Genomic DNA, 26,239 nt, shown 5'->3' on the forward strand with positions numbered 1-26,239 from the left:
GCTGCACTGAGTTTTCAGTGCAGTTTTTTTTGAAGTGCCTTAAAACACCGTTCTTGTTTCTAGCCGCTGCGCTGCTCGAGGATTTTTAGCACCTTTAAAAATTCAAGCGGTAAAGGTGCTTCAACCTGAATCCATTCCTCTGTGATGGGATGTCGAACGCTCAGCCGCCATGCATGAAGCACCTGCCCTACGAGATTGACGCCGATATCTCTGCCTCTGCCATAGAGGGGATCGCCCACGATGGAGCAGCCCAGATCGGCACAATGGACGCGAATTTGGTGGGTGCGACCGGTTTCGAGGCGAAAATGCACGAGCGTAAAATTGCCGAGCCGCCGTTCGATTTTCCAGTGGGTGCGTGCCGGACGTCCGCCTTTTTCTTCGGGCACGATCGCCATTTTTTTGCGGTCTACGGGGTGTCGGCCAATCGGTCGGTCGATCGTGCCCGCTTCGCTGGGCGGCTTGCCGTAAACCACGCCTAAGTATTCCCGTTGGGCTGTTTTAGCCTGGATTTGGGCCTGCAAGTGCTGGTGGGCGAGGTCGGTTTTGGCAATGACTAACGCACCGCTGGTGTCTTTGTCCAAGCGATGGACGATGCCCGGTCGTCGAACGCCGCCAATTCCCGACAGGCTGGTTTCCAAGCCATCTTCGCTCTGGCAGTGGGATAGCAGTGCGTGGACGAGGGTTCCGGTTTCGTGTCCCGGTGCGGGATGAACCACCAGGCCGATGGGTTTATTCACGATAATCAGATGGGCGTCTTCGTACAGGATTTCTAGCGGTATGGCTTCAGGCTCTAGACTGAGTGCCGTCGCTGGCGGGACTGCAACGGTAATCAAATCTCCGGGCTGCACTTCATACTTTTTGGAGTCGCACTGGGTGTGATTGACCTGGACTTGACCTCGATCGATGAGTCGTTGCAGTTGCGATCTCGATAGGTCTGCGGCTTGAGATGCCAGCCAACGGTCGAGGCGCTGCCCGTGCGCTAGGTCGTCGGTCGCCCGATATTCGCGCAGGGATGTAGGGGGAGATTGAGGCGGGCATCCATTCATCGGGGTTTTATGAAGCTTGAGGAAAAAATGAAGCCGGGGAAATGTGAAAAAACGCAGCCAACTCCTGAATGTGACGGGTCGTGAGCTGCCGCCGACCGTGGAGCACATCGGAGATGATAGACTCCGTCCGAAAAATAGGAACTAAGTCTTTCTGTTTCAGCGATCGCTCTTCAATCAAAACCTTGAGCAGTTCTACGCCGTGAATATCAGGTAGCGGCTCCAGGGTTTGCTCGTACTCGTAAACCAACGTTCCCAATACATTCAAGTAATCTTTCTCTTCTGGGGTTAGATGCCCCCGATCGAGCAAAGCATCCATTACGTCTTGAACTTCTTCCAACTGAGCTTCAGAACGAATCGGACGCGGTGCAAAGCGCTGGAGCAGCGATAGATAAGCATCGGAGCTACTGAAACCAAGGGTCGTGCTTCCACTTGTCTTTGTCATAGTCGGCGTGGGTTAAAAAATCGCGAATAAAGACCTTCTGGGTCTCATAGTCGATGTACGTAATGAGCCGATAGCGATTGCCTGCAATATTAAAGACCGTGAAATTCTTGACCGAGTCGGCTGAAGGAAAAGTCTTGCGAGTTTTGGCAAGGTTCTTCCAACTTGCCTTACTGACCAGCTTAAGCCATGCCTGCAAAGATGATTGCGCGTTTGGGTAAAGAGCATAATACTTTTTGAGCCGAGAGGTACTGATGATGTGCACACAGCTTGTTCGTAGACGACATCGGGTACATCAAGAAGTAGGCGCATATCAATCTTATCAATATGCGAATTTCTTTGCAAGAGAGGCACTACAGGAGGCACAACCCAAAACAAAACCCCCAGGAATATTTCCTGAGGGTTTTGCAGAGCCGTTGTCTTTGGACTTAAGGCGTTTGCGAAGCTGCTGGGTTTGTTTTTTAAGCTGTCTGACGCGGGCAGAGGCTTGCTTAGACTTATCGTTGCGTCGCGGTCCGCTGCGGGGCGACTCCCAAGATTTCAGGCGCATAGAATCGTTGATGGAACGCTACTTTGCCATCATAGCAAATCGAACGGCCTACCCTAAACCCAGAACGCAGGCACAATAGAAGCTGAGCCGCAATCGTTTATCTCCGCCATGACCGTCAGCACCCCAACCCCAACTCAAACCCATCAATGGCAGTGGCAAGGCCACACCATCCGCTACCAGTCCGCTGGAACCGACGGGCCAGCATTAGTCCTCATCCATGGCTTTGGAGCGTCTTCTGACCACTGGCGTAAAAATTTACCAGAATTGGGCATAGATCATCGGATCTATGCGATCGACCTGCTCGGCTTTGGCCTCTCCGCCAAACCCACACCTACACCAGACCTCCCCTACAGCTTTGAAACCTGGGCGCAGCTCGTCCTTGACTTCAGCGAGCAAGTCATCGGGGAACCTGTTGTTTTAATCGGCAACTCCATCGGCTGCATTGTCGCGCTCCAGGCTGCTGCGATCGCGCCTACTCGAGTCCGGGGCGTTGTCATGCTCAACTGCTCCCTGCGCATGCTCCACGAACGCAAGCGAGCGGCGCTCCCGTGGGCGCAACGCACGTTCTCGCCGTGGTTTCAAAAAATTCTGGCCGTTCGACCCATCGGACATTTCTTTTTTCAGCGATTGGCGCGCCCGTCCGTCATTCGCAACATCCTGCAAAAAGCCTATGCCCGCACGGACGCAGTCACCGACGAACTCATCGAATATCTCCTGCGGCCCGCCCAGGATCCGGGTGCGGCTGACGTGTTCTTAGCATTTATCCAGTACTCCCACGGTCCCCTTGCTGAGGATTTGTTGCCGCAATTGGACTGTCCGGTGCTGTGCCTTTGGGGTGCTGAAGACCCTTGGGAGCCGATTGGCTTAGGGCAAGCCTATGGGAAATTTTCCGCAGTTACGGACTTCATTGCTTTAGAGGGGGTGGGCCACTGCCCTCAAGATGAAGCGCCCGAACAGGTCAATCCTCTGATTCGGCAATGGGTCGCTCGGCAAGTGACCCGATCGATTTGATTTGTACTTTTCTGCATGGATGCAATCCCCTAAAGTGCCATCCCCGTCCCGCTGCCCATGAGGTACAGCAGCGCCATCCGCACGGCGACGCCGCTGGTGACCTGTTGGGAGATCAGGCTGAGCGCGGGATCGTCCATTAAATCCGAACTGAGTTCTACGCCTCGGTTGACGGGGCCTGGATGGAGGACTTTGACCTCGGGGCGGCAGACTTTAAGGCGATCGCGGGTGATGCCGTAGCGCAAATGATACTCCCGCAAGCTGGGGATGAGATACTGGGTCATGCGCTCGTGCTGGAGGCGCAAGGTCATGACAAAATCTGCATCGGCTAGCGCTGGTTCTAGGGTCCAGTGGATGGTGGCCCCATAGGATTCAAAGGTTTTGGGAAGGAGGGTGGGGGGTGCCGCTAGATGAACCTCCGCACCGCATTTAGTCAGGCTCCAGAGATTGGAGCGGGCCACGCGGGAGTGCAGAATATCCCCTACGATCGCCACTTTTTTACCTTCTAAAAGCTGAGCGCGGGGCTTTACGGGATCGATCGAAGTGCAAAGGGTAAATAAATCCAGCAAGCCTTGAGAAGGATGCTCGTGACAGCCATCCCCGGCATTGAGGATACCTACCTTTCCGCCCAGGCGATCCATTTCAGCGGCGATCGATTGCGGGACGCCGGAAGACTGATGGCGGACGATCATCATATCTGCGCCCATGGCTAGAAAGGTTTTTGCCGTATCTAGGATAGTTTCGCCTTTACTCAAGGAGGAGGTGCCCGGCGCAAAGTTCAGCACGTCGGCGGAGAGCCGCTTGGCGGCTAGCTCGAAGCTATTGCGGGTGCGCGTTGAGGATTCGAAAAACAGGGTTGCCACCAGCTTTGTCTGCAAAGCCGGAACTTTTTTGGTCTGCCGCTGAAGCACTTCATTAAAGCTGCTCGCCGTCTGGAGGACGGTATCGAGTTCGGCAACGGTAAAGTCCGCCAGGGACAGGATATGCCGACGGGTCCAGGGGGCAATCGCCATAGGGCAGAAACCAATCGTTTAACTTCAGTGGCCGCAGCCAGCGCGCCTCCTGAAGTATACCGAGCAATCGGCCTTTCCCTTTAACTCACGGCTGCTTTTTCGTCGGAGGCGGTTTGACGTGCTTCGGCAGTGATGGCTCCACTGAGGTTGCAGACCAAGACCGCTCCGGCGCAGTGGTGGACTACGTAGTTACTCACGCTACCGATCAGCAATTCGCTCAGGCCAGAATGTCCGCGACGACCCAGCACGATTAAATCCGCACCCAGTTCTTTTGCGACTTCGCAGATGGTCGGCCCCGGTCTGCCGCCTTTCTGAATGTGCTCTGCCCGGACGCCTGCCGCTTCAGCTTGGGTTTGATATTGGGCGAGGTGCGCCAAGCTTCTGGCCGAAAATGCTTCCCATTCCTGTTGGTACTGCTCTAGGGTGGTGGAAGCCAGGGCTGGATAGTAGTCGGGTAGGGGCATCAGGGGCATGACGGGACTCACGCCTTCTTCGCTGCACAGGACGTGCAGTAGGGTTAATTTAGCGGAGAACCCTTTGGCTAGGGCGATCGCATGCTCTAGGACGATGTCGCTCAACTCGGTATGATCTAGGGCAACCAAGATATGACGGTACATACGTTCTCCTTCTCCTGCAAAAGTATGAAGCGACCCGTTTGATGGAACTCAGCCCACAATTCTATTGTAGAAATTAAGCGGCTATTTCGGCTGAAATGCTCTGAGACAGCAACAATTCGATAATCTCAGACCCGTTTTGCTCGAGGCCATCTCTGAAACGATACTAAGGATTCGAGTTTACATCGTTTTTCAAAATGAAATAAATTTTTAGCAAGCACAGACTTTAGAACGGTAGGGTGGGTGAGGCGATAGCCCAACGCAACGTCCTAATTGTTTGTTGCTAGGGTTTATGCTTCAATCCAGCCTACATGGCTGACTTGCGCTGCTAGAGTTGTTCGAGCAACAGATCGTACTCTGCATGAGAACCAATCCAAAACCAGATTGCAGTGTCTCCCTCTAATTGTCCAACTGCTCGATAGTTTTTGTTGATTCGTGCTGAATAAATTGGCAATTTGGGGTGAATTTTTTTGAACCGCAAGCTGGGATAACTAGGATCTTGCTTAAATTGCAGATATGCCTTTCGGGTTTGTTCTTGAACCTGCTTTGGCAAATCAGCATACATTTTACGAAACTGAGCAGTTGTGCGAGATTTCACAATTTTTCTGGATCTAACTCTTTCGTTTCGCCCGCATGATATTCAGTCATCGCTTCGGCGGCAAGCCTAGCTAGTAAGTCTGGAGACCGCGCAAATGACTCATCCCAATGACGCTCATCGTCGATTTCGTCTAGAATCATTGTTGCTATGGCATCTTGCTCGTTGGCAGGCAAAGTTTTGAGTCTAGAAATTACCTTTTCAAGCAGCTCTGTCATAATTATCAAATTCAACAAAGAGGATACCTATTTATGATATACCTTGCACGGTCTAGGGTGCAAATGACGACTTTTTTTGTATTTTATTTTGTCATTGAGCAAATTTTGTATTTCTTTGATTTCGCGCTTTTGAATATGCTCGAATATCTCAGCACTAACAATGGAGAATGAATCAAGGCTTTAAACTAAAAAATTATTTTGTTTTCCTACGGTTACTATTAATAAGCCGATGCCACTTGGGAGCCGAGAGCTGTAGCTTGGGTGAGGCGATCGCTCAACTTAACATTCTAATGATTTGTTTCTGGGTTTCATGCTTCAACCCAGCCTGCATTGCTAACTACATTACTTATGAAGCTGTCTAACGGCCTTGAATTGAGCGGTGGCCTTAAAATAAACAAGACAATCAGTGTGTGCCGTCCATCCGCTCGAATGCGTAGTTAGACCAGTACAGTAGAGCGACTTGAACCATTGAAGCTACCTTACCACCAGTGCGATTCATTATTAAACGGGGTATTTAGAAGGATCAATTTTCAATAAATACTTGCCAAGGTGCCAGCTACTTAAACCAAATGGTTCTTCATTCGACCACAAAACTTTATAGTCGCACCCTTTTTCCCACCACCAACGCTTCTTTATATCTTTGATTATCCCAATAGCCTCGGCTTCAGGATGATTCTCCAAATAGCTTGTAATAAATGACAAGATGCCTGCGCCACCAGCAGCACCTATTGCGGCTTGCGTTGTTCCAACAATTGCTATACCAGCCCCGGCACTAGCAACCCCAACAGTTGCAAGAAATGCACCGGGCAAAGCGAAAGGAAGTAAAGCAGCACCTACAACTGCACCAGTTGCAAGAGACTCATATTTATGATAATCACGGTGTACTTTAGCACCCATCTTAGTCAGTACAATCCAGTCTCCAATAGATAACTTCTCACTGTATGAAGACATGTCATTTTTCCGAAGGATTTATATGATCTCAATATTGGCATAGTCTACGCTAGATGGCTAACGTTGTTGAATTGAAGAACGGTGGCACGAGTCTGCAAGTCACCGCCAGAGTGTTGAGGCCATGCGCTACAAGCCCCAGTGATTAGGCCACATGTACTTAGATAAGGATTAACTCTACTCCTAATTTTTAAGCCCAAATTTATCTCGCAACATTTGTCTCAACGTACCACTAGCGCGCTTCACGAACTCATCTTCGGATTCATGCTCTAGTGGCTCCTGAATTTGAGTACCCAATTCAGAGAGAAATGCTTCATTTTGAACCAAGCTGGAGACCTCTTTTGAAAATTTCTCTCGTTCATCATTTGAAAAGGAGAATGGTGTCAAAACCCCTATAACTGATACAGTTAAAGAAGATTGAATTGCAGAAAGTGTTGTGATGGAGCCTGGCATTGGTTGAGCAGGAAATTCCTTAGCCTTATTTATAAATTCTGTAAAACTACTCATTATCTACTACCTCTAGATTTCCACCACTTATAGAACCCACGAAGTATTTCTTCAAATGCTTGAACAGCAATTTCGATAATTAACTCTTTAGTTTTATTGTCTAGACGATTCCATAGCTTGGAAAGCCAAGGGACTAATCCTAATAGAGGAATCAGCAAAAAGAACCACATCTACGAATTATCCCTGAACTTGGACGCATAGATTTAGTATGCCCTCACCACTGAGAAATCAGACATAGAAAATTACAACTAAATCTCGACGACACTTTAACCCATGACTGACCAGTCGTTCCTTAAGATAGATCTTTCAGCTAGCCTCTAATCATACTTCTGTAAATAGTTTAAGTGGTCTAACTATTGTTTAGACGGAAACTATCCACATAACCACCCTGCATAGGTCTCTAAAAACGCAATTTATCCGTCTAACCTCGCAGACTAGACGTTTAGGCGGATGATTTTCCATCTAAACATACCGCAGGAAGGGTAAAGCGGAATTTCATCCACATATCCACACTTAATAAGGCGTTTAGGCGGATGAGATTCTATTTTTATTGCCCTGCCAGCAGTTTAGGCGGATACTAATCCAGATTCTACTCCATGCAGAGGTTTAGACGGATAGTTTTAGTATTTCTTATAATTCTATTTTTTCATGTTGAAGCTAACATTTAGGGCGTGTCAATCATCAAACATTATCGATATTGCTGGATCGTTAAAAACTTCTCAGTCAACTGCATGATGCTCTTCGTGTCAACCATAACTCGTATCGAACTGAACAAACCTGGGCTGGCAAGACACGATCGCCGACCTTGGCAAACCAACGAATACTCAGCAGGACAATGAATCTCAGCGACATCTGCCAAAATGAGAAAAGGGAATCCTCAACACGTTCCCAGCCCCTTCAACCTATCCTCCATGCTCCGCCTTACCGAAGTTAAGCTACCGCTAGACCACACCGAACCAGAGATTAAGGCGGCTATCCTGAAACGGCTGCAAATCAACTCAGCCGACTTAGTCAAATATTCCATCTTTAAGCGCAGCTACGATGCCCGCAAACAAGGTGCAGTCTGCTTCGTCTACGTTCTAGATATCCAAACCACCCAAGAAAAACAACTTCTCCAACGCTTCAAAAAAGACCCCCACGTGGTGCCCACCCCAGACACCACCTATCGCTACGTCGCGCAAGCCCCTGCCCCACCAGAAACCCGCCCGATCGTCATTGGCAACGGTCCCTGCGGCATGTTTGCCGGACTGCTGCTGGCACAAATGGGATTTCGTCCTCTGATTCTAGAGCGGGGGAAAACAGTACGCGATCGCTCCGTCGATACCTTCGGCTTTTGGAGCAAAGGCAAATTCAACCCCGAATCCAACGCCCAGTTCGGGGAAGGCGGTGCAGGCACCTTCTCCGATGGCAAACTCTACAGCCGCATCAAAGATGCCAACCGCCAAGGCCGCAAAGTATTGGCAGAACTGGTCAATTCTGGAGCCTCGCCTGAAATTTTGTACGTCAACAAACCCCACATTGGCACCTATCGCCTCGTCAAAATTGTGGAAAACCTGCGCCATCGCATCGAGGCGCTGGGCGGCGAAATTTGGTTTCAAAGTCGAGTCGAAACCATTGAAATAGAACAAGGACAAGTCCGTGGCGTCACCCTCGCCAACGGGGAATTTATCCCCAGCCGACATGTGGTCCTTGCCGTAGGCCACAGCGCCCGCGATACCTTTGAAATGCTTCACCGTCAGGGCGTCTATATAGAAGCCAAACCCTTTTCCATCGGCTTCCGAGTCGAGCATCCCCAAGCGCTGATCGATCGGTGTCGTTTGGGGCGTCAAGCGGGCCACCCCATGCTGGGCGCGGCGGACTATAGCTTGGTGCATCACTGCTCCAACGGGCGATCGGTCTATAGCTTCTGCATGTGTCCGGGAGGGCAGGTCGTGGCAGCCACCTCAGAACTGGGGCGGGTCGTCACCAACGGCATGAGCCAGTACGAGCGCAGCGGCAAAAATGCCAACAGCGGCATCGTCGTGGGCATTACGCCAGAAGACTATCCCGGTGGCCCCTTAGCCGGAATGGACTTACAGCGTCGTTTAGAAGAGGGTGCTTTTGCCTTGGGCGGCGGCACCTACAAAGCGCCGGGGCAGCTCGTGGGGGACTTTCTGGCCCAGCGTCCTTCCACTCAGCTCGGAACGGTAAAGCCGTCCTATCGACCTGGGGTGCATCTGTGCGACTTAAGTCCCAGCTTGCCGGACTACGCGATCGCCGCTATCCGCGAGGCCATTCCTGCCTTCGATCGGCAAATTGAAGGATTCGCCATGCACGACGCCGTGTTGACTGGCGTTGAAACCCGCACCTCATCCCCCATTTGCATCAAACGGGGGGCCGACTACCAAAGCTTAAATACCAAAGGACTGTACCCCGCAGGCGAAGGGGCCGGATACGCAGGCGGGATTCTCTCCGCTGGCGTGGATGGGATCAAAGTCGCCGAGGCCGTGGCGCTCAGTATGATGGAATCTATGGCTTGCAAAACTTAAGGTAATTTCTGGACGGACATGAATCTGCCGCTGGCTTCGGCTCCGCTCAGCCAGCTAGATGCTCAGCCAGCTAGAGATTGTGCCCGGAGCGGAGCCGTTGGCGTAGCCTCGCCTGTGGCGATAGGGCACAATCTCAGAACGGGACAATCTCTCATGGAAATCGCCTAGTTCCTCAAAACACTCATTTTTCATGAATACACCCGCAGATCTACACATCAAAACTTGTCTGTTTGAAGATGAAAGCAAAGCCATTCGTTGCATTCGCGAAGCCGTCTTTCAGATAGAGCAAGGCATCGACTCCGCCTTAGAATGGGATGGCTTGGACGGAGCCGCCGTTCACCTCGTGGCCACGGTCCAAGGCGAGAGTGCTGGAGTTGCGCGGCTGAGAGAAATTCCAGGCTCGTCAGTTCTCAAGTTGGAAAGGTTGGCCGTCCTGCCCGCCTATCGGCGTCAAGGCATTGGGGGCGAAATGGTACACACGGCGATCGCCTACAGCCGAACCCAGGGCTACACTAAAATCGCGATCCACGCCCAAATGCCCACCGTCGGGTTTTACGAGCAGCTTGGATTTACAGCAGTGGGAGAACCCTTCGAAGAAGCAAGCATTCCACACCTCAAAATGGAGCGGTCTCTCTCAGACCCAGAAGAGGGCTAGCAGGCGCTCGAGCCGAAAGTGTTAGACTCGTGAGACCGGGAGTGAGGCACAGCCTTTTTGATATGGAAGAATCACCCTACGTCTTTTTCCTCGGATTTGCATTTCTCTGGATTTTGCTGGGACTCGGTAGCATTTTTGTTCTCGTAAAATCTCAAGGACCGACGACTAAATTTCCGCCAGAAGCACTGCTCGTCGGAATTCCAATTCTGGTCGCCTTTGCGATCGCCCTAACCTTCGGCGCGATTTCCCTATAAATCCTTAAGAAAACATCATCGGAGGTATTTGGATTCCGATGATGCTTTAATTTAAGCTTCTGGACCAAGGGCCAGATCCTTAATTTTCTCTAAACTGATCCACCTCTTCGGTGTAGCGAATGGGCAGGACGTACTCTAGGTTTTCGTGGGGGCGCGCGATAATGTGCGTGGAGAGCACCTCGCCGCCATTGACGCGCTTGGCCGACTCGACGCCCGCCGCGATCGACGCCTGCACCTCCGAAACATTCCCCCGAATGATGACCGTCACGCGCCCGCTGCCAATTTTTTCATAGCCCACTAGCGTGACCCGTGCTGCCTTGACCATGGCATCCGCAGCTTCCACCACAGCGGGAAATCCCTTCGTCTCAATCATTCCAACCGCAATTGACATGGTACGCTCCTAACGTTTCCGGTGTATTTTGTCATTGACAAGTACTTAAGCGACAGCCATCGAAACGTTGGTACGCGGAGGTGGCGATTGTTCAAATCTTTATCAAGCGTTTCTAAAGCAAGAGGTCTATCTCAAAATAAAGCTGAGACGGCGAGTTGCCTTTTGATGACATGGATCTAGGCGACCGCCTCCAAAATAAAGCGTCGCCTTCGTCAATATACAATGCTGCGGGGCACTTTATCCGAACTGCTGCAGAAGACTATTTTCGACGTATAACGGCATCGTAGACCTATCCATACCACCTTATGCGCTTCTATCCAAGTCGTTTTATCAGCCCTTTTTAAAGTCAATCTATGAATTTCCGTTGAAACGGCCTTCATTCTTTCTATCGTTTAGGTTAGGGGGAATGCCTAAGCCTAGGCTACAATGGAGCGGAAGATGAACAATTGATGGCACAGCTTCTTTGTTGGTTAAGGAGACTACTCCCTGGTCGGTTAAAATCGCTTCGCCACATTTACCTAAGTCTTAACTCTGTTTATATCTATCCTGGAATTTTCTTATGTCGATTTACGTTGGTAACCTCTCCTATGACGTTACGCAAGAAGATCTAACTTCTGTGTTTGCGGAATATGGCTCTGTCAAAAGAGTTCAGCTTCCCACAGATCGCGAGACAGGCCGTATGCGTGGATTTGCTTTTGTCGAAATGGGGAGCGATGCTGAAGAGGAAAAAGCAATCTCAGAACTCGACGGCGCTGAATGGATGGGTCGGTCTTTGAAGGTCAACAAAGCTAAGCCTCGCGAAGACAATCGCGGCGGTGGCGGCGGTCGCCCCGGAAACTTCGGCGGCGGTGGCGGCGGTGGCGGTCGACGCTACTAAAATCCGATCCCTTTTTTAGAACAGCGCGATCGCGGGTTTGGCTTTTACGCTTCAATCAATGCGATCGCGCTGTTTTTATGACGCATTAGCTGGGTTCTTTGCCCTTCGGTTGCGGCAGCATGTCAGCCTGACTTCAAAAACATGAAGCCAGCTTTTGTTGCAGCCTGTTGCAAAAGCGATCCAACGCCACGGGGATCGCTGATGTAGTTGTCGATAAGTTGGAGCGATCGTTCCTCAAGCCATCCAACATTCGCAGCTTGCCATGAAAAAGGCTCTCGATCTGACGGATTCGAGAGCCGAGCTTAGAAGTGTGAAAACATGCCGCGTATTTTTTCTGTATGGCTGCTCTAGCCCTTACGGGAGTAGTACTCAACCACAAGTAACTCGTTAATTTCAAGAGCGACCCATTCGCGTTCGGCCAGGCTATTGACCTTACCCGTGAGCTTTGCTTTGTCTAGCTCAAGGTGACTGGGAATATTTGCAAGACCGGGGAACTGAATATTGGTTTCAACCATTTTACGAGAGTGCTCTCGATTTCTGACCCCAATTTCTTCGCCCGGACGGCACTGATAGCTCGGAATGGAAACCGTTTTTCCGTTGACTGTAATGTGGCCGTGGTTCACTAGCTGTCGCGCGGCTGGGATGGTGGGAGCCATGCCCAAACGAAAGACGGTGTTGTCTAAGCGCATTTCTAGCAATTGCAGCAGCGCTGTACCTGTAGACCCGCCCGCTCGACGCGCCTTACGCACGTAGCGCAGGAGCTGTCGTTCCGAGAGTCCGTAGTTAAAGCGAAGCTTTTGTTTTTCTTCTAGTCGGACGGCATACTCAGATCGCTTTTTGCGAGCTTGACCGTGCTGTCCTGGCGGATAAGCCCGCCGCGCAGATTTCCGAGTCAGACCCGGCAATTCTCCTAAGCGGCGCACTATTCTAAGGCGAGCGCCCCGATATCGCGACATATCACTTCCTCTTCAGTTAAATCATGTAGTCACAGTCTTACAGTATAGGTTTTATTGGACCGTAAGTTCAAGGTCAAACCAGATTTGATGATTTGTTCCGGTTTGCTCTGAGCAAAATGGACGGCACTGCAGAATCGCCTATCTTAAGTTTGTCTCAGCGGCAGTTTGCTTGAGTGCCATACCATAGGAGTAGTCGAGCGGAGCGAGAACTAATGGTGCAAACAGCGGTCACTCAGGTTGTTAAGACCCTAAACGACGTTCATCAGCGGTTTGGGTTACGGCGATCGCCCGATGAAGGATTTTTTACGGAATGGTACGCCAATTTACCACCCCTAGACGAGGCAGAACGGGAGACGCTGGATCGGATTCGCCAGCGGTTTCGGTACCACCGTGAAGCGGGTCAGGTCACGGAAGGGGCCGTTAATGCGATTGTGGTAGCGCGACTGCTCGAAATGGCTGGATTTTACGATCCGCCCTTTCGGTTACGCGCCGAAGTCTCCATGGAGATTGAAACCGTTGATGAAAATGAAACGCTGCGAGGGCGCATCGATTTTTTGGTCATTCAAGACCAATTTTGGCGAGCTGTGATTGAGTCTAAAGAAACTGAGTTTGATGTTGAAGTGGGGGTCCCGCAAACACTGGCGTATATGATGGCAAATCCAATTCAGGACAAGCCTTTGTTCGGCATGGTGACGAATGGGAACAGCTTTATTTTTCTGAAGGTTAGACAGGGTAAAAGTCCTGAATATGATTTTTCAGACACCTATAGTCCGCTATCTCGTGCCAATCGGCTCTATGAAGTTCTGCAAATTCTTAAAGGGATTGGTCAGGTTATGATTCAGTAATGGCTAGCCAAGATAGGCTTGCTTGACGCGCTCATCTGCCAGTAAGTCAGCGGCAGCCCCTGTAAGCGTAATATGTCCAGCCTCTAAAACGTAGCCTCTATCCGCAGTCTGAAGAGCAAGATGCGCGTTTTGCTCGACTAGTAAAAGCGTGATTCCAGCCTCCCGTAGTTGCCGAATAATGGCAAAAATCTCTAAAACGATTGCCGGAGCCAACCCCAAGCTGGGTTCGTCCAACAACAGGAGCTTGGGGCGACTCATCAGGGCGCGGGCGATCGCCAACATTTGCTGTTCGCCGCCGCTGAGGGTTCCGGCAATTTGGTTGCGGCGTTCTGCGAGCCGAGGGAAGGTCAAAAATTGCTGTTCTAGATCGGTTTTGATACCCAGGCGATCGGAGCGACTGTAGGCTCCAAGCTTGAGATTATCTAGAACGGTTTGGCGGGTCAGAATCCGACGTCCCTCTGGGCTATGGGCGACACCTAGCTTCACCATTTCATGGGCACTGCGAGGGAGGATACTCTGCCCGGCGTAGTCAATGCGGCCATCCCGAACTGGGATCGTGCGAGAAATGGCGCGAAGGGCGGTACTCTTACCCGCTCCGTTAGCGCCGATCAGTGTCACGACTTCGCCGGGATAAATCTCTAGATCGACCGCTTGCAGTGCTTGAATGCCGCCATAGTTTACGCTCAGCTTTTCTAGAGATAGCAGAGGAGGGGCATTCATAAACTCGTTCGCTAGCGGCATCAACGGCAGACCTACTATAAACCGAAGCCAGCAGTCCCCACTACTGATGGACGGAGAAAGTCCTAACCTGAATTTTATCTAGGGCTTGCTGAAAAAGTCATTTCAGACTGAGATTGGCAACGCGATCGCCAATTCAGACATAGCTGGATATGAATGCTCAGTAATGGACACAAAGGACATCGATTCTCCCATCGTCAGCTGAGCGGCTTCGTCACGCTCCATCCCGCCATGAAGGACTTGCAGACACAGATCGAAAAGCCAAAAAAGCAAGGCTAAGAGCCCAGCGAGCCAACGCTCCAAATTGAGCACGAGAAACGTAATCGCAATGGCACTTTGAGCCGTGTGGGCCAATTTCGCCATCACCCGTGCCAGAGAAAAGCGTCGCTTGGCCTGACCAAACTTACCTTCAATCCAGACCCGGACTTTCTCATCTTGACGCGCCTGTCGCTTGAGTTGAGCCTGCACCGATGGGTCTTGCTTCGGCCTGCCCAAAGGCGGGCCACTCAATCGGATACCACGCGCCTTACACCAACTGCGATTGGCGCGAGTGCGATAAATCTGGTCGGCATGAACCGACTCGGGATAGCAGCCAAACCGAGCCCGATAAGCTTCCACCTGGTCTTGGAGATGGGTCGACTCATTGAAATTGTCCCAACTGAGCCGGTCTAGAAACACACAGCCGTTGATACAACTGACCGATAGCTTTGCACCAAACTCCACGGGCACGCCTGCTTTGCCACGCACAATGGGCCTCACATGGGGCTGGGCGATGCTCACAATCCGGTCATCGATGCGACGGATGTTGGCGTCAAACATGGCTCGTTGTTGCCTGACGACTTCAGTGATGACCAACAGCAGGCGATACTGACGCCGACTCAGTTGTGCCAAGGATGCCCCAGCTGTTATGAGGATATCAATATGCTTGAGATTGCGACCCAGATAGTTGAGTTGCTGACGAATCCCTTTTCTCCTGAGTTGACGGCTGGGTTTTCGTTGCTTCGAGATGGATAGATACGCTTTGCGCGCGAGCTTTCGGTAGGTGCGAGGCTTGGTCTTAAATTGGTCGCTCACTTGGACGTAGAGGGCATCTAGGATGGCTTCGCTCTGCTCTCTAGCCTCATTCAATAAGCTCAAGTCGCTCGGGTAGCGAATATCCGCAGGGGCACAGGTCGCATCTAAGATGAGCTGCCCTTGATTGGGGGAGGGTGGCTCATCGTCATCACGGTCTGATTCAGATGCTGCTTCACTCGATACCGCCATCTGTGATTCAGTAGCTTCTGCCACTCCTTGCATCTTCTGCACGACGGCTTCGTTGACCTGACCCACTAGCTCCAGACTCAGGCGTTTGCGAAAGTGAACCAACAGGGATGAGTCAAATGGCGCTTCATCCCGATACTCGCTAAATCCCAAGAAGTACTGCAAGTATGGGTTCTCGCGGATCTGCTCCACGGTCTCTTCATCGCTGGTGCCGAGCTTCTCTTTGATGATGAGGGTTCCCAATGCGACTCGAAACGGTTTGGCTGGTGCGCCCATCGTGGCACTAAACTGGTCGGCATAACTCGCTTCTACTGTTTCCCACGGGATGAGTTTAGCCAGCTTTACCCAGCGATTGTCACGGGACAATTTGCCGCCGAAGGGCAGGTAGAAGTTCTCAAAGGACAGTTGGCCTGGGGGTGAAGTCCGATACATGCCGACTCAAGTGCAAGGGGTTTGACTATTTTTCGCCTTTTTTCTTGCACTTTTCAACCCCCTTGTTCGGACAGATGAACTGTAATCCCTACGTTCTATACTTTTTCAGCAAGCCCTATCTAGGAACGCCATCTCTCTTTAAAAGACTATCCGCTCCTAACAGAAATAAACGTTCGAGCTAAAACTCAAAGGTTTATCGCATTAGGAGCGGTCTAGTGGGGTCTCTGAGGTTAAGCCTGACTGCCGGGGGAACTCCCCGCTCAGTTGCGCTAGCGCTTCTGAGTTTAGAGAACGGCCTCGGCACGCAGTCGGCTTTGGTTAACCTGGAGACCCACGCGTTTACTACTATCTGGCATGGGCATCACCTCCATCATTCTGAACGGTTTGCGGGAGAAAAGCAGCCCATTTGCTGCTGAACTAAAGCTAACACATCTAAGCCCGAGCTGGGATGCGATCCGTATTTTTCTTCTGCGCCGATGGGGGTGGAGATGGGGAAGAATGGGTTGTGGCTGAGGGCGTTTGAATTATTTGCGATGGATGGGGACAACAATAGCGGGAAAACGTTGTTTGAGGGCGGGAACGATCGGGCAGGGATTTTGGCGCTCGAGTTGGGGCTGCCGTTCCCAATTAAAGCTCCCCCAGCTATAGGGTGCCATTTGAGCTGCCGACAACCACAGCAATCGCTTGGCGCGCGTCATCGCGACGTACAGCAACCGAAATTCCTCGGCAACTTTCAGGGTTTTGGCCTGGTGCCATGCTTCTCGAGCGGAGGGTAGGGCAGAACTGCCGTGGAGATTGGCTCGGATCTGGGTGCGGGCGACCTCGGCGATCGCGTAGTCTCCCAAAAACTGAGCCGTCCCCGGTACGCGCAAACTACCTGGGATGACGCTGTCGTGCAAAAAGGGTAGAAATACGACATCCCAATCCAGCCCCTTAGCCTTGTGCATAGTGATGAGGGTGAGCTGACGGGCGCGGGTGTAGTGGCTGTCGTCATTATCGAGATCGACGGCCTCAAAGCGCTCCGTACTGACGATTTCCTGAAGAATCGCAATGGCAGTGGCCAGAGTGGAACGCTCGGCGTTCATTTGCTGTTGCAGCCGACTGGCCAGCTTGTCAGCAGTGGCGAGCTCTGCGGCATCGTAGTGAAGCTCTAGGGCTAAAAATGAAATGAGCTGGTAAAGGGGCAACTCCCAGCGAGCCGTTAAGAGCGTCGTGCAAACGGAACGAATTTGTAGAAGTCTTTCATCGGACTGTTCGGACGCGAGGGGGCCTGGATACAAAAATTGTTCGGGTTCGTTGGCAATCTGGTTGAAGTCATAGGTGGGCACGATCTGCCGTTTTGCAAGGGTCGTCAGCGCAACCTTGAAATATTCCGTAGAGTGAGGGCGAGCCAAAAACTGGAGCATCGCCAGCATTTCATTGGGGACGTTAGAGCGGCGCTCTTCGGCTCCCACGTCGTAGACGGGGATATCGCGCTCTGCTAGATCGACCGACAACCCGTAACGTTTGGGGTCACTGAAGACCGCCGCCAAAAAGCGCGCCTGCTTGTTTTCGCGCACCAGCACTGCAATGCGGAGGTCGGGATTTTGGGTCAGAACGTCCGCAGCGCGCTGCCCGATCGCGTCGGCAGTGCGATAGATATCGGCGGGGAAATAAAGCTCCACGCCACGCCCTAGGGGCAGGGGATTTGTTAGGGTGGCATCGTCGCTCGGAGGGACGGGATGGATGGCCTGTACCTTAAAGGGGAGAAGATCTGCGCTCGCAAGCGGGGATTGATTGGCCCAGGTCAGCATGAAGTTTGCCGCGTCGATAATGGGCTGACAGCTCCGAGCCGATTGCGCCATCTCTCCAAGGCGACCCGCTCTCGCCTGTTCTTCGCAAAACCACCTGAAGTAGATGGGGTCGGCGGGGGTAAAGGTGGAGTTGATGGCTTGGTTGGGGTCGCCGACGCGGATGAGGTTGAATTGCGAGGGTCGATCGGGGTGGACGGCTAAGGATTCTAACAATTTTGATTGCAAGGGAGTTGAGTCTTGAGCTTCGTCTTCGAAGACTGCAAAAATCTCCTGCTGGAGTTCTGCCAGGATTTGAGGAGTTTTGAGCGCCCTCAGCGCGCCTAGAATCATGTCGTCGTAGTCAATCCAGCCCGATAGCTGCAACAGCGCGTCGTACTGCTGGTAAAGTCCGCTAGCGATCGCCAGAATGGGCAGCTCGTCGCTCGCTTGACTGGAGAGTACGGCCAAGTCTTCCGAAGTCAGTCCCGAACTTTTGGCTTCGTGGATGGCGGTGTGGGCTAGCGCGGGCAAAATATCGGATCGCAGGGCAGACTGCCGCCGCAGCCGCTCTCCTTCTTCACCGCTGCTGCCGACTTCCAGGAGGAGGCGAAAGAGATGGGGCTGGGCCTGAATCCACTGCTCGACGCATTGGCGCACCAGACGATGGCTTTGGTAGGGAGAAATAAGGGTAGCATTGGCTAAATCCAGGCCGGACTGCTGGGGATAGCGCGAGGCAATATTGAGGGCGAGGCTGTGGAGCGTCTGTACCGTAAAACCTGTCTGGGGCAGATCGAGTTCTTTTAAGAACAGCCGCACTTTTTGCTTGAGATTGGCAGCAGCCGATCGCGTAAAGGTCACGAGCACCAGTTGCTGCGCGCGGCCCAGGTTGAAACGAGCAATGGCGATCGCCGCCGCCGCTGCCATTCCATGAGATTTCCCAGCACCGGGTACCGCAGACACGGCCAAAGGCCCGCCCTTCCACTCTGCCATTTCGCGCTGGCCGGGCCGGAGCGATTGGCGGAGCTGCTCTAGCTGTTGCGTTAGGGCTATCATCGAGCTGCTGAGATCGTGGCGGTACGGATCGCGATCGGTTGCCATTAAAGCCAAATCGCACGCGAGGAGAGGCCTGCCAGTCCAAGACACGGATCGAATGCATGTACCCCCCTGGGAGCAAACACTCAAAACCTAACCTCGAGATTAGGCAAGCCGTACTCCTTCGGTGGGATTTCTCCCATGTGTATCCTACTGGATTCGGAACACCTCTAACGATCTTGGGATCCAGATTGCCTTCTGGTTCAATTTTAGAACTGGTCTTTCATCGTATGCGGTAACTTATCGAGTCGGTCGGCGATCGCCGCCGTGAGGGGCAGCAAAGATACAAGCAGAGCGCCAGATCGATGCGGAGGATGCGCGGGCGGCAACTTTTGCGGCACCAGACAGCGACCCATCACCTTCATAATAGAAACAGCAGTCAAATTTTTCGCCAAAGCAAATTTAGCAGCGAAGAGCGTTATGACCACCACCACCCAAAAATTTACCTTTGCAGAATACCTAACCTACGATGACGGCACTGACACCCGCTACGAACTGGTCGATGGAGAACTCGTCCCGATGAGTCTAGGCACTGGAAAACATGGAGCTATTATCCGCTTCATCACGCGTCAGTTTGAAGATGCCTTGGCTCGATCTGGAAAACCTTGGGTGCCACTGCCCGCCCTTGTTGGAGTGCGCTCCCCCCGTGGCAGAAACTGGGATACCTCCCGCATCCCTGATGTAACGGTTTTGCCCCTAGCGCAATGGGATGCAATGGCAGATCGAGAAGCCGTCATCAACCTCAACGAGCCACCTCCCTTGTTGGTCGTAGAAGTCGTCAGTCCCTCCACCACAAACGATGACTATCGCTCCAAACGATCCGAGTACGGGCTTTTAGAAATTCCTGAATATTGGATAGTAGATCCTATTGTCCAAAAAATCACCGTTTGCATCCTAGACCATGAGTTCTATGACGCCACAGAATTCCAGGGCGATGCCCCGATCGAGTCCCCCACATTCCCAGAGCTAAACCTGACTGCCGCTCGAATATTCGCAGGCAAGCCTTAAAAAAGGCACCCTTTAGTAGGGTGCCTCTCGAGCGAGCGATCTTCTCTAAACGCGTCGCTGCTAATCTTTGCCCAACCAGCTAAACATCGCCCGCAGATCTTTGCCCACTTCTTCGATGGGATGCTCTGCTTCGCGGCGACGCATGGCAGTAAAGCCAGCCTTGCCCGACTGATTTTCTAGCACGAATTCGCGGGCAAACTGACCCGTCTGAATTTCATGCAAGACCTTTTTCATCTCCGCCTTCGTCGCATCGTTTACGATGCGGGGCCCCCGGGTAAAGTCGCCGTACTCAGCCGTATTTGAGATACTGTCGCGCATCTTGGCAAGGCCGCCTTCCACCACCAAGTCCACAATCAACTTGACTTCATGGAGACACTCAAAGTAAGCGAGTTCGGGCTGGTACCCAGCTTCCACCAGGGTTTCAAATCCGGCTTTAATGAGGGCGCTCAGTCCGCCGCACAGAACGGCCTGTTCTCCAAACAAATCGGTTTCGGTTTCTTCCCGGAAAGTGGTTTCCAGAACGCCAGCACGGGTCCCGCCAATGCCCTTCGCGTAGGCCATCGCGCGATCGCGCGCCTGACCGGATGCATCTTGGTACACCGCAAACAACGCCGGAACCCCTTGCCCTTGGGTATAGGTGCGACGCACCAAATGACCGGGCCCCTTCGGCGCCACCATCACCACATCGACATTCTTGGGCGGCAAAACCTGAGCAAAATGAATGTTAAACCCGTGGGCAAACGCTAGAACTTTCCCTTCAGTCAAGTACGGCTCGATTTCAGCGGTGTAAACCGTTCTTTGCACCTCATCGGGCAGCAAAATCATAATAAAATCTGCAGCCTTGGCCGCATCAGCCACAGAATGCACCTTGAGTCCGGCATCTTCAGCCATCTTGACGGACTTACTGCCTTCGTATAGACCCACAATGACATTGACGCCGCTGTCTTTAAGATTCAAGGCGTGGGCATGACCCTGGGAACCATAGCCAATAATGGCAATTGTCTTATTCGTTAATAGATCTAAATTGGCGTCAGCATCGTAGTACATGCGGGCCATGGGTGGTAGTCTCCTTCCAGCAAGCGTAGGCGGGTGCAGACTTACTATTTTACTCTGAAGAGACGCTTCAGAACAGTCTGTAATAGATGGCATTGGAGGGCAGGGCAAAACGATGCAGGGCTAGGCTCACCTTGCCATTCGACCCACACGCGGCTGCATGAGACGAAAAAGTTACGTTCCCGATCGAGCTAGATCGATGGGTTGTTTGAGCTTTAGTTCTAGCTCCGTCCCCTTCTTCAGCACGACTTCTCCACCCGGACTGGCCAGGACAAAGGCCGTCGCTGCTGCCGCACCCGTCAAACCACCGTATTTCTTGCCCATTTTTTTGCCTAAAAAGTGCCCGGCGGTCGTGCCTACCGCAATAATGCCGACATTTTTTAAAAATTGTCCTTTCGTTTTAGACTCGACCTTAGTGTTTACCAAGCTGGCCTCAAGAGGTTGAGCTACCCCATTCTTCAGGACGATCTGGTCGAAAACGAGATGCAGCTTTGCCTTTCGGCCTCTGGCCGCTTTAACGACATTCTCTAGGTGGCCTTCTACTTTTGCCCCCTTGAGGATAGGGTTGGCACCCACCAACGGGCTTTTAACGGGCAGGATCAACCGATCTCGGTCTTGATTTTTACCCGTCGAGATTTCCTCAGGCAAAGAGACCTCGAAGGTCGTTCCAGCCGCAACCGAAGTAGGAGGAAGCTGAGCTTGAGAATTCGTGGGAGCGTCCGAATTTTTACCGCAGGCTACAGTGCCGCTGGCAAAAACAAGGCTTAGGAATAAAGGGGTTATTCTTTTCATGGATGTTCTCCCTATCGTCTGCGCATTTCTAGTTCCCCACTATTTTGTGTGAAGAGATTGAGGCAGAGAGCGTCTGCCGTTAAGGGACGCAGCAATTAAGAAATTGCGAAGCCAATCATCGTGATATCGAAAGCCATTGAGTTGCTCAAAGGGACAAAGACATCCTGTTTGCTGCTGTGTTTTACGACAAAAGGGATGAAAGTTCCATAATAAAGCTATTGCTCTACCTGTCTGGACTGCGGCAGGCCAAGTTCCATGGAAATATTGCATCGAAAACAGGCAACGGTCAAGATAGTTCATCGGGCGGTCAACCGCATTACTCGTTCGGCTCGCTCCTGGAAAATCATAGGCTCTCTGAAATAGGGCAGACTTGTCCTTGAGCCGCTTGAGCCTTTGGTGAATCGAGTCTCGCAGGGGTTGCTTTTTAGCCCATTCGAGCAATCGTCTCAGCCGTTGGGCAAATTTCCCCTTGTTCGCGCCATGATACACATGCCACAGTTTTTCGCGCAGACTCTGCCAGAGGGCAGCTTGGGAACGACACAAGTCTCGCACCTTGATGACTTCATGCAAAAAGCACAGAATCCAGACAATCCCAGGAAATAGACTCTGCCAAGCACTCCGGGTCGCATCCCAGCCATCGAGCGTGACGGTTTGAGGCCTATAGTCGGGCAGATGATGGGCGACCTCCGCCTGAAAGACACCATAACCCGCCTTAAGCGCCTCGTGTCCGGCACTTTTGCACAACTCACTGCCGAAAATACAGCCTTTGGCGGCAGTGACAGCCAGATAGGCTTTCTCCCCTCGGTACCGTGTATGCTTCTCGTCTGCGCTTAGATGGGGGGGCACACCGCCGCGTCCTTCACCGTTGCTCCGACGATCGAGACCCGTCCTAGGGAGCGGCACAACTGATACCAATGCATCTCGGTTTTACCGAGCACATAGGCGATGCCATCATAGGACAGTCCGTGTTTGCGCAAATATAATGCTTTGGCTGCGATCTCTGCGCGCTCACTCATGTAAGGCATCACGAAGTCTGGACGAATTTGATAGGCTTCGTGATGGCTGGGAAGGTAGATGCGTCGGGTCTTTATTCCTTGCCGGGATGACTCCACCAGTCCATGGAACCGATACCCTTGCTCTATGCCTTCTGGAAACAATTCTGGGTGCTGGGCAATTTCTGCGTTGAGGTATGCTCGATAGGCTTCTCGGTCTTCGACCAGCTCACTGTAGTTCGTACCCTCTTTAATCGGCAGGCAGATTGTTTTATCTCCGGCTTTGCCTCGCGTCTTTCTTGGGGGCATGGTCTCTGACCTCCGACAACTCTTTCTATGATCCTATCTCCTTTCACACAAACTTGTTTGGAACCAGGCGCATTTATGCAATCAGCATTCTCTCAGCATTTATGCAATCAGCCCGAATTTCGGTTAACGGTCTGAAACAATCGCGCTAAACTTACTCTCTGTCAAATATTTTGGCAAACAGCAAAAACCCGCTACTAGAGCGGGCTTGGAGTCATCAACCAGATGATATTTAGATTTTATCTAAAAGTGGAGCTGACGGGAGTCGAACCCGTGTCCGCCCTAGTTATTAGCTCCCCATTCATTCACAGGCTTAGCTTCTATACCCTAGAAGCGAGGATCGTCAATTATCCCCGACGATAGGATGCTCCGGTATTGTCTTAGCTAACGATCTAACCAGAGATAAATCGTTAGAGCAATCCGTTGGGGGTTAAGTCTATAGTCCTTAACGGAGTCAAACTATAGACGCTCAAAAACCGGAAAGGTTTTTAGGCAGTAGCTAGTACTGTCTTACGAGCGAAAGGAACGATGTTGTTCGCATTTACGTTTTGTTTGAGCTTTGGATTTACGAGAGGAAGCTCACTCTCGGCCTGAATCACGAGGCTACGTTCACTAAAACGTCGAAGCCGGGACAGCCCCATGTGTTTCTGTATCCATTATAGTACGCTCACCTCCCAGGATCGCAAGATTGAGTTCTTGACTTAAAACCCTTAATCTCTACGAACCTCTTTAAAGAGTCAGCTCAAGGCTTTGACACGCAAGGCTTTGAATAAAAATAAGTCATTTCGCTCAAAAAGCTCTCTAGGTAAGGGTTACAAAATACTTTTCAGACAGGTTTTAAGCGCTCTATACCTCCGAAAAGACCATTCTCCCCCTGCTTTTGTTTGGCTAAGAGCCGTGAAGGGCAGAATAAAGACGAAACGATACCCATCGAGTAACGTCCATTCAATCCAAACACAGACCATGTATAAATACCCGCTTCAACTCGCGTTTAAGCTTTGGACGCTAGCCCCCAAAATATCGATTGCCAATAAAGAAGGCAATCTTGTCTTATTCGTGCGCCAAAAATTGTTCCGACTTAAGGAAGTTATCGAAGTTTATCGCGACGATCGCCTAAGCGAGCAGCTCTACACCATCAAAGCCGATCGCATTATCGATTTTTCGGCGCGGTATAACTTTACCGACGCCAAGGGAGCAACCCTTGGTGCCGTTAAGCGACGCGGAATGCGATCGCTCTGGAAGGCACACTATGAAATTTACGAACAGGATCGGGTTGTGTTCAATATTCAAGAGGAAAACCCTTGGATCAAGGTCATGGACAGCTTGTTCAGCGAAATTCCAGTAGTCGGAATGTTTACGGGCTTGGTGTTCAACCCGACCTATATCGTCAGCCGTCCCAATGGCGAAATTGCCATACTCCTTGAGAAAATCCCCAGCTTCTGGTCGCGGTTATTTACGATCAAACAGCTCAATCGAATCAACGACCAGGAAGAAACCCAAATCCTTTTGAGTCTGTTGATGATGCTATTGCTGGAGAGAAATCGAGGATAAACCCATTGCGGAGGCTAGTCGCTCCTGCGGAAATCCCTAGCGTCCGTGAGTAGCGACCCCGACACCAGCTTTGTAAATTTTTTGAGCCAGTATTGTTAAGGATTTACGTTGCAAGCAATCAGACTGAAGCAGCCCTAGGCGATGCAGTCAAATCGACGAATGGCCCGTTGGAATGGAATTCTGGCCGTCAAAACAGAGTTTGTATGGACCCCATTGCAGATTTGACTGCACTTTTTACTGTGAGTCAGTGGACAAACTGATATTACAAGTGTAGTATTGAAAACGAATTAATCTATAACCCGAAACCGCCTTCCATCATGTTTATCTCGTCCTCAAACCATCAACGCGCCATGCAATGTCGCCCCAGAACCGGGGTCGGCAGAGCGATCGCGTTGTTTTCGTTTGAGGGTCAGTATCCGCTGAGCAGCTTAAAAGACGCCAGCCTAGGCATTATAGAATCCCTCGTCGAGTGGACGAATCGCGATCGCAGAACCCAGAGCGGGAGGTGCAGGTTTAACCTAGCGCCACAATAAGGCAAAGACCAGACATTAACTGCTTGCCCCCGCTCCTGAAACATCAGAAGCGGGGGTTGTTTTTTTGAGGAGTTTTACCCATGCACGTTCAAGCTCAAGTCCCACAGCAGCAAGTCTCGCAGCCCTCCGTATTGCAAAATTCGGTGGTGGTCTTTTCTAAAAATTATTTGCCCCTCGCTCGGATTAACCTCAGACGCGCTGTAGTACTGCTGGTAACGGGTCAGGCGGAATCTCTGGAATTCAGCAGCCCTCGGCTGTGGGAAGTGCGATCGCCCAGCATCGTACTACAGGTGTCGGAACACATTCGCCTGATTGGTGGCAATCCAGAACGCCATTGGAAGATACCGCCCGTCAGCCGTCGAGAGGTCCTCCGCCGAGACAGCTATAGCTGTCAATACTGCGGCAGTGGCAAACGTCTAACCCTGGACCACGTCATTCCCCGGTCTAAAGGCGGCCAGCACACTTGGAACAACGTCGTCGCGGCTTGCGAACGCTGTAATTCCAGGAAAGGCGATCGCCTCCTCCACGAAATTGGCATGACGCCCAGAACCAAGCCCAAAGCCCCCGTACACCCGGCGATCGCCTTTTCCGAACAATTCTGGAAAACCCAAGACACTGACTCATTCTCTACGGACTAATACTCGATCGAAGGCAGCAAGAAGGATGTTGAAACTAACCTATACCGAAACTGGATTCCGATTGGAACGGCTAAAGATCTCTCTAGAACTTTGGGTATCTCAGCGCGTTTCGATGACACTCTGTGCGGGTCAAACTCTATATTTTGAGCCGAGCAAGGCCTCCTTCTTGCTACCTGCCAAAGATCCCGGACTCTTTCGCCTAGAGCAACTTCTGAGCGCAGAATACAAGCCGTTTATCTCCTTTTCTACAGTGGATGACGCCTATGTGGAAGTCAGCCTCAAAGGAAGCTGGATTGCAGAAAGTATGGACGCCCATGAAGGCATCTTCATTGCAACGTTTTCTAATCAAGTGGAGTTCTACTTGCACAAGCTCTGGCAATCCACTCAAGCCCAAGCATCTTTCTTGGCTTAAAGCTTGCAACCCTCTGCACGCAAAGGAAGTTCGTTGCATTGGTGACGATTTTCACTGGAGTCCAGCACACCTTGTAAGGGCGCGCATACCTTGCGCCCTTACAAGGTGCTGTATTTCATCAATTAAGAACTACTACATCCCCTCTTTCAGCTAATTTTCAAAAACCTTGCAGTACCCCCTTGACATTCTGTAGTACGTTTGTAGTATAACTGTAGT

General features: G+C 51.5%; 29 protein-coding genes and 1 other RNA gene. 11 read left to right on the forward strand and 19 right to left on the reverse strand.

The window, feature by feature from the left end:
- Positions 1-59: 59 nt before the first annotated feature.
- Genes R6H26_RS24340 through R6H26_RS24350 form a run of 3 tightly spaced genes read right to left on the reverse strand, consistent with a single transcriptional unit; the run spans position 60 to position 1,750 of the window.
- Positions 60-1,046 (reverse strand): RluA family pseudouridine synthase, encoded by a 987-nt coding sequence (locus tag R6H26_RS24340; protein WP_404786266.1) that lies wholly within the window; start codon positions 1,044-1,046, stop codon positions 60-62.
- A gap of 7 nt (positions 1,047-1,053) precedes the next feature.
- On the reverse strand, positions 1,054-1,488 hold the full coding sequence (locus R6H26_RS24345) for a type II toxin-antitoxin system HigA family antitoxin (RefSeq protein ID WP_404786267.1): 435 nt from the start codon (positions 1,486-1,488) through the stop codon (positions 1,054-1,056).
- Entirely contained in the window at positions 1,448-1,750 is a 303-nt protein-coding gene (locus tag R6H26_RS24350; RefSeq protein WP_404786268.1) for a type II toxin-antitoxin system HigB family toxin, read from the reverse strand. Before R6H26_RS24350 ends, R6H26_RS24345 begins: the two co-directional genes overlap by 41 nt.
- A gap of 393 nt (positions 1,751-2,143) precedes the next feature.
- Between R6H26_RS24350 and R6H26_RS24355 the strand changes: the two genes are divergently transcribed.
- Positions 2,144-3,046 (forward strand): alpha/beta fold hydrolase, encoded by a 903-nt coding sequence (locus tag R6H26_RS24355; RefSeq protein WP_404786270.1) that lies wholly within the window; start codon positions 2,144-2,146, stop codon positions 3,044-3,046.
- Between the two features lie 29 nt (positions 3,047-3,075).
- On the opposite strand, the gene R6H26_RS24360 is transcribed toward R6H26_RS24355, so the two are convergent.
- The 5 genes from R6H26_RS24360 to R6H26_RS24380 all read right to left on the reverse strand — a co-directional run bounded on the left by R6H26_RS24360 (position 3,076) and on the right by R6H26_RS24380 (position 6,938).
- Complete coding sequence (locus tag R6H26_RS24360; protein ID WP_404786272.1) at positions 3,076-4,056, reverse strand: aspartate carbamoyltransferase catalytic subunit; 981 nt, start codon at positions 4,054-4,056, stop codon at positions 3,076-3,078.
- Positions 4,057-4,136: 80 nt separating this feature from the next.
- Positions 4,137-4,673: a universal stress protein gene (locus tag R6H26_RS24365; protein WP_404786274.1), complete on the reverse strand. Its 537-nt coding sequence runs from the start codon at positions 4,671-4,673 to the stop codon at positions 4,137-4,139.
- A gap of 591 nt (positions 4,674-5,264) precedes the next feature.
- On the reverse strand, positions 5,265-5,483 hold the full coding sequence (locus R6H26_RS24370; RefSeq protein WP_404786276.1) for a hypothetical protein: 219 nt from the start codon (positions 5,481-5,483) through the stop codon (positions 5,265-5,267).
- Between the two features lie 501 nt (positions 5,484-5,984).
- On the reverse strand, positions 5,985-6,434 hold the full coding sequence (locus R6H26_RS24375; protein ID WP_404786278.1) for a hypothetical protein: 450 nt from the start codon (positions 6,432-6,434) through the stop codon (positions 5,985-5,987).
- Between the two features lie 180 nt (positions 6,435-6,614).
- On the reverse strand, positions 6,615-6,938 hold the full coding sequence (locus R6H26_RS24380) for a hypothetical protein (protein ID WP_404786280.1): 324 nt from the start codon (positions 6,936-6,938) through the stop codon (positions 6,615-6,617).
- Positions 6,939-7,849: 911 nt separating this feature from the next.
- Between R6H26_RS24380 and R6H26_RS24385 the strand changes: the two genes are divergently transcribed.
- From R6H26_RS24385 to R6H26_RS24400, 4 genes are all read left to right on the forward strand, one after another.
- Positions 7,850-9,466: an NAD(P)/FAD-dependent oxidoreductase gene (locus R6H26_RS24385; protein ID WP_404791437.1), complete on the forward strand. Its 1,617-nt coding sequence runs from the start codon at positions 7,850-7,852 to the stop codon at positions 9,464-9,466.
- Between the two features lie 18 nt (positions 9,467-9,484).
- On the forward strand, positions 9,485-9,634 hold the full coding sequence (locus R6H26_RS24390) for a hypothetical protein (protein ID WP_404786282.1): 150 nt from the start codon (positions 9,485-9,487) through the stop codon (positions 9,632-9,634).
- 22 nt (positions 9,635-9,656) lie between these two features.
- Entirely contained in the window at positions 9,657-10,121 is a 465-nt protein-coding gene (locus R6H26_RS24395) for a GNAT family N-acetyltransferase (RefSeq protein WP_404786284.1), read from the forward strand.
- A gap of 62 nt (positions 10,122-10,183) precedes the next feature.
- Positions 10,184-10,375: a hypothetical protein gene (locus R6H26_RS24400; RefSeq protein WP_404786286.1), complete on the forward strand. Its 192-nt coding sequence runs from the start codon at positions 10,184-10,186 to the stop codon at positions 10,373-10,375.
- Between the two features lie 79 nt (positions 10,376-10,454).
- Here the strand turns inward: R6H26_RS24400 and R6H26_RS24405 are convergent, their stop codons facing one another.
- Positions 10,455-10,766 (reverse strand): carbon dioxide-concentrating mechanism protein CcmK, encoded by a 312-nt coding sequence (locus R6H26_RS24405; protein ID WP_404786288.1) that lies wholly within the window; start codon positions 10,764-10,766, stop codon positions 10,455-10,457.
- A 559-nt stretch (positions 10,767-11,325) separates the two neighbouring features.
- Between R6H26_RS24405 and R6H26_RS24410 the strand changes: the two genes are divergently transcribed.
- Positions 11,326-11,643: an RNA recognition motif domain-containing protein gene (locus tag R6H26_RS24410; RefSeq protein ID WP_404786289.1), complete on the forward strand. Its 318-nt coding sequence runs from the start codon at positions 11,326-11,328 to the stop codon at positions 11,641-11,643.
- A gap of 347 nt (positions 11,644-11,990) precedes the next feature.
- On the opposite strand, the gene rpsD is transcribed toward R6H26_RS24410, so the two are convergent.
- Positions 11,991-12,599, reverse strand: a complete 609-nt coding sequence (gene rpsD, locus R6H26_RS24415; RefSeq protein WP_404786291.1) for a 30S ribosomal protein S4 — start codon at positions 12,597-12,599, stop codon at positions 11,991-11,993.
- Between the two features lie 212 nt (positions 12,600-12,811).
- On the opposite strand from rpsD, the gene R6H26_RS24420 reads away from it, so the two are divergent.
- Complete coding sequence (locus R6H26_RS24420; protein WP_404786293.1) at positions 12,812-13,444, forward strand: type I restriction endonuclease; 633 nt, start codon at positions 12,812-12,814, stop codon at positions 13,442-13,444.
- A 3-nt stretch (positions 13,445-13,447) separates the two neighbouring features.
- On the opposite strand, the gene R6H26_RS24425 is transcribed toward R6H26_RS24420, so the two are convergent.
- From R6H26_RS24425 to R6H26_RS24440, 4 genes are all read right to left on the reverse strand, one after another.
- Positions 13,448-14,164, reverse strand: coding sequence for an ABC transporter ATP-binding protein (locus R6H26_RS24425; protein WP_404786295.1), 717 nt, complete (start codon positions 14,162-14,164; stop codon positions 13,448-13,450).
- 123 nt (positions 14,165-14,287) lie between these two features.
- Positions 14,288-15,874 carry an IS5 family transposase gene (locus R6H26_RS24430; protein ID WP_404783413.1) on the reverse strand — a complete coding sequence of 529 codons (1,587 nt, stop codon included), beginning with the start codon at positions 15,872-15,874 and terminating at the stop codon, positions 14,288-14,290.
- Positions 15,875-16,398: 524 nt separating this feature from the next.
- The gene (locus R6H26_RS24435; RefSeq protein WP_404786297.1) at positions 16,399-18,744 is read right to left on the reverse strand and encodes an ATP-dependent helicase; all 2,346 of its coding nucleotides are present in this window, start codon (positions 18,742-18,744) and stop codon (positions 16,399-16,401) included.
- A gap of 203 nt (positions 18,745-18,947) precedes the next feature.
- The gene (locus R6H26_RS24440) at positions 18,948-19,121 is read right to left on the reverse strand and encodes a hypothetical protein (protein WP_404786299.1); all 174 of its coding nucleotides are present in this window, start codon (positions 19,119-19,121) and stop codon (positions 18,948-18,950) included.
- A 37-nt stretch (positions 19,122-19,158) separates the two neighbouring features.
- Here R6H26_RS24440 and R6H26_RS24445 point away from each other — a divergent pair, with 37 nt between their 5' ends.
- A complete protein-coding gene (locus R6H26_RS24445; protein ID WP_404786301.1) occupies positions 19,159-19,746 on the forward strand; it encodes a Uma2 family endonuclease in 588 nt (195 codons plus the stop codon).
- 60 nt (positions 19,747-19,806) lie between these two features.
- Here R6H26_RS24445 and ilvC read toward each other — a convergent pair whose 3' ends face one another.
- From ilvC to ssrA, 5 genes are all read right to left on the reverse strand, one after another.
- Positions 19,807-20,802 carry a ketol-acid reductoisomerase gene (ilvC, locus tag R6H26_RS24450; protein ID WP_404786303.1) on the reverse strand — a complete coding sequence of 332 codons (996 nt, stop codon included), beginning with the start codon at positions 20,800-20,802 and terminating at the stop codon, positions 19,807-19,809.
- 171 nt (positions 20,803-20,973) lie between these two features.
- Positions 20,974-21,591, reverse strand: a complete 618-nt coding sequence (locus tag R6H26_RS24455; RefSeq protein ID WP_404786305.1) for a hypothetical protein — start codon at positions 21,589-21,591, stop codon at positions 20,974-20,976.
- A gap of 39 nt (positions 21,592-21,630) precedes the next feature.
- Positions 21,631-22,437, reverse strand: coding sequence for a hypothetical protein (locus R6H26_RS24460; protein WP_404783135.1), 807 nt, complete (start codon positions 22,435-22,437; stop codon positions 21,631-21,633).
- Positions 22,422-22,892, reverse strand: coding sequence for a hypothetical protein (locus R6H26_RS24465; protein WP_404783134.1), 471 nt, complete (start codon positions 22,890-22,892; stop codon positions 22,422-22,424). The genes R6H26_RS24460 and R6H26_RS24465 overlap by 16 nt, the downstream gene beginning before the upstream one ends.
- Before the next feature lie 244 nt (positions 22,893-23,136).
- Positions 23,137-23,528, reverse strand: a transfer-messenger RNA (tmRNA) gene (gene ssrA / locus R6H26_RS24470).
- Positions 23,529-23,852: 324 nt separating this feature from the next.
- Here ssrA and R6H26_RS24475 point away from each other — a divergent pair.
- The 3 genes from R6H26_RS24475 to R6H26_RS24485 all read left to right on the forward strand — a co-directional run bounded on the left by R6H26_RS24475 (position 23,853) and on the right by R6H26_RS24485 (position 26,023).
- Entirely contained in the window at positions 23,853-24,440 is a 588-nt protein-coding gene (locus tag R6H26_RS24475) for a hypothetical protein (protein ID WP_404786307.1), read from the forward strand.
- A 613-nt stretch (positions 24,441-25,053) separates the two neighbouring features.
- Positions 25,054-25,611 carry an HNH endonuclease gene (locus R6H26_RS24480; RefSeq protein ID WP_404786309.1) on the forward strand — a complete coding sequence of 186 codons (558 nt, stop codon included), beginning with the start codon at positions 25,054-25,056 and terminating at the stop codon, positions 25,609-25,611.
- A 25-nt stretch (positions 25,612-25,636) separates the two neighbouring features.
- Positions 25,637-26,023 (forward strand): alr0857 family protein, encoded by a 387-nt coding sequence (locus R6H26_RS24485; RefSeq protein ID WP_404786311.1) that lies wholly within the window; start codon positions 25,637-25,639, stop codon positions 26,021-26,023.
- The last annotated feature ends 216 nt before the right edge of the window (positions 26,024-26,239 follow it).

The sequence above is a fragment of the Altericista sp. CCNU0014 genome (assembly GCF_044923475.1).
In the GTDB taxonomy this organism is placed as follows: domain Bacteria; phylum Cyanobacteriota; class Cyanobacteriia; order Thermosynechococcales; family Thermosynechococcaceae; genus JAAURS01.

What these genes read in the sequence shown, in the direction of transcription:
- R6H26_RS24360 (WP_404786272.1), bottom strand. Translation starts at nt 4,056, where the DNA reads ATGGCGATTGCCCCCTGGACCCGTCGGCATATCCTGTCCCTGGCGGAC.
- R6H26_RS24465 (WP_404783134.1), bottom strand. Translation starts at nt 22,892, where the DNA reads ATGCCCCCAAGAAAGACGCGAGGCAAAGCCGGAGATAAAACAATCTGC.
- R6H26_RS24420 (WP_404786293.1), top strand. Translation starts at nt 12,812, where the DNA reads ATGGTGCAAACAGCGGTCACTCAGGTTGTTAAGACCCTAAACGACGTT.
- ilvC (WP_404786303.1), bottom strand. Translation starts at nt 20,802, where the DNA reads ATGGCCCGCATGTACTACGATGCTGACGCCAATTTAGATCTATTAACG.
- R6H26_RS24380 (WP_404786280.1), bottom strand. Translation starts at nt 6,938, where the DNA reads ATGAGTAGTTTTACAGAATTTATAAATAAGGCTAAGGAATTTCCTGCT.
- R6H26_RS24355 (WP_404786270.1), top strand. Translation starts at nt 2,144, where the DNA reads ATGACCGTCAGCACCCCAACCCCAACTCAAACCCATCAATGGCAGTGG.
- R6H26_RS24475 (WP_404786307.1), top strand. Translation starts at nt 23,853, where the DNA reads ATGTATAAATACCCGCTTCAACTCGCGTTTAAGCTTTGGACGCTAGCC.
- R6H26_RS24425 (WP_404786295.1), bottom strand. Translation starts at nt 14,164, where the DNA reads ATGAATGCCCCTCCTCTGCTATCTCTAGAAAAGCTGAGCGTAAACTAT.
- R6H26_RS24370 (WP_404786276.1), bottom strand. Translation starts at nt 5,483, where the DNA reads ATGACAGAGCTGCTTGAAAAGGTAATTTCTAGACTCAAAACTTTGCCT.
- R6H26_RS24390 (WP_404786282.1), top strand. Translation starts at nt 9,485, where the DNA reads ATGAATCTGCCGCTGGCTTCGGCTCCGCTCAGCCAGCTAGATGCTCAG.
- R6H26_RS24385 (WP_404791437.1), top strand. Translation starts at nt 7,850, where the DNA reads ATGCTCCGCCTTACCGAAGTTAAGCTACCGCTAGACCACACCGAACCA.
- R6H26_RS24345 (WP_404786267.1), bottom strand. Translation starts at nt 1,488, where the DNA reads ATGACAAAGACAAGTGGAAGCACGACCCTTGGTTTCAGTAGCTCCGAT.
- R6H26_RS24430 (WP_404783413.1), bottom strand. Translation starts at nt 15,874, where the DNA reads ATGTATCGGACTTCACCCCCAGGCCAACTGTCCTTTGAGAACTTCTAC.
- R6H26_RS24455 (WP_404786305.1), bottom strand. Translation starts at nt 21,591, where the DNA reads ATGAAAAGAATAACCCCTTTATTCCTAAGCCTTGTTTTTGCCAGCGGC.
- R6H26_RS24405 (WP_404786288.1), bottom strand. Translation starts at nt 10,766, where the DNA reads ATGTCAATTGCGGTTGGAATGATTGAGACGAAGGGATTTCCCGCTGTG.
- R6H26_RS24340 (WP_404786266.1), bottom strand. Translation starts at nt 1,046, where the DNA reads ATGAATGGATGCCCGCCTCAATCTCCCCCTACATCCCTGCGCGAATAT.
- R6H26_RS24365 (WP_404786274.1), bottom strand. Translation starts at nt 4,673, where the DNA reads ATGTACCGTCATATCTTGGTTGCCCTAGATCATACCGAGTTGAGCGAC.
- R6H26_RS24485 (WP_404786311.1), top strand. Translation starts at nt 25,637, where the DNA reads ATGTTGAAACTAACCTATACCGAAACTGGATTCCGATTGGAACGGCTA.
- rpsD (WP_404786291.1), bottom strand. Translation starts at nt 12,599, where the DNA reads ATGTCGCGATATCGGGGCGCTCGCCTTAGAATAGTGCGCCGCTTAGGA.
- R6H26_RS24445 (WP_404786301.1), top strand. Translation starts at nt 19,159, where the DNA reads ATGACCACCACCACCCAAAAATTTACCTTTGCAGAATACCTAACCTAC.
- R6H26_RS24410 (WP_404786289.1), top strand. Translation starts at nt 11,326, where the DNA reads ATGTCGATTTACGTTGGTAACCTCTCCTATGACGTTACGCAAGAAGAT.
- R6H26_RS24435 (WP_404786297.1), bottom strand. Translation starts at nt 18,744, where the DNA reads ATGGCAACCGATCGCGATCCGTACCGCCACGATCTCAGCAGCTCGATG.
- R6H26_RS24395 (WP_404786284.1), top strand. Translation starts at nt 9,657, where the DNA reads ATGAATACACCCGCAGATCTACACATCAAAACTTGTCTGTTTGAAGAT.
- R6H26_RS24375 (WP_404786278.1), bottom strand. Translation starts at nt 6,434, where the DNA reads ATGTCTTCATACAGTGAGAAGTTATCTATTGGAGACTGGATTGTACTG.
- R6H26_RS24480 (WP_404786309.1), top strand. Translation starts at nt 25,054, where the DNA reads ATGCACGTTCAAGCTCAAGTCCCACAGCAGCAAGTCTCGCAGCCCTCC.
- R6H26_RS24400 (WP_404786286.1), top strand. Translation starts at nt 10,184, where the DNA reads ATGGAAGAATCACCCTACGTCTTTTTCCTCGGATTTGCATTTCTCTGG.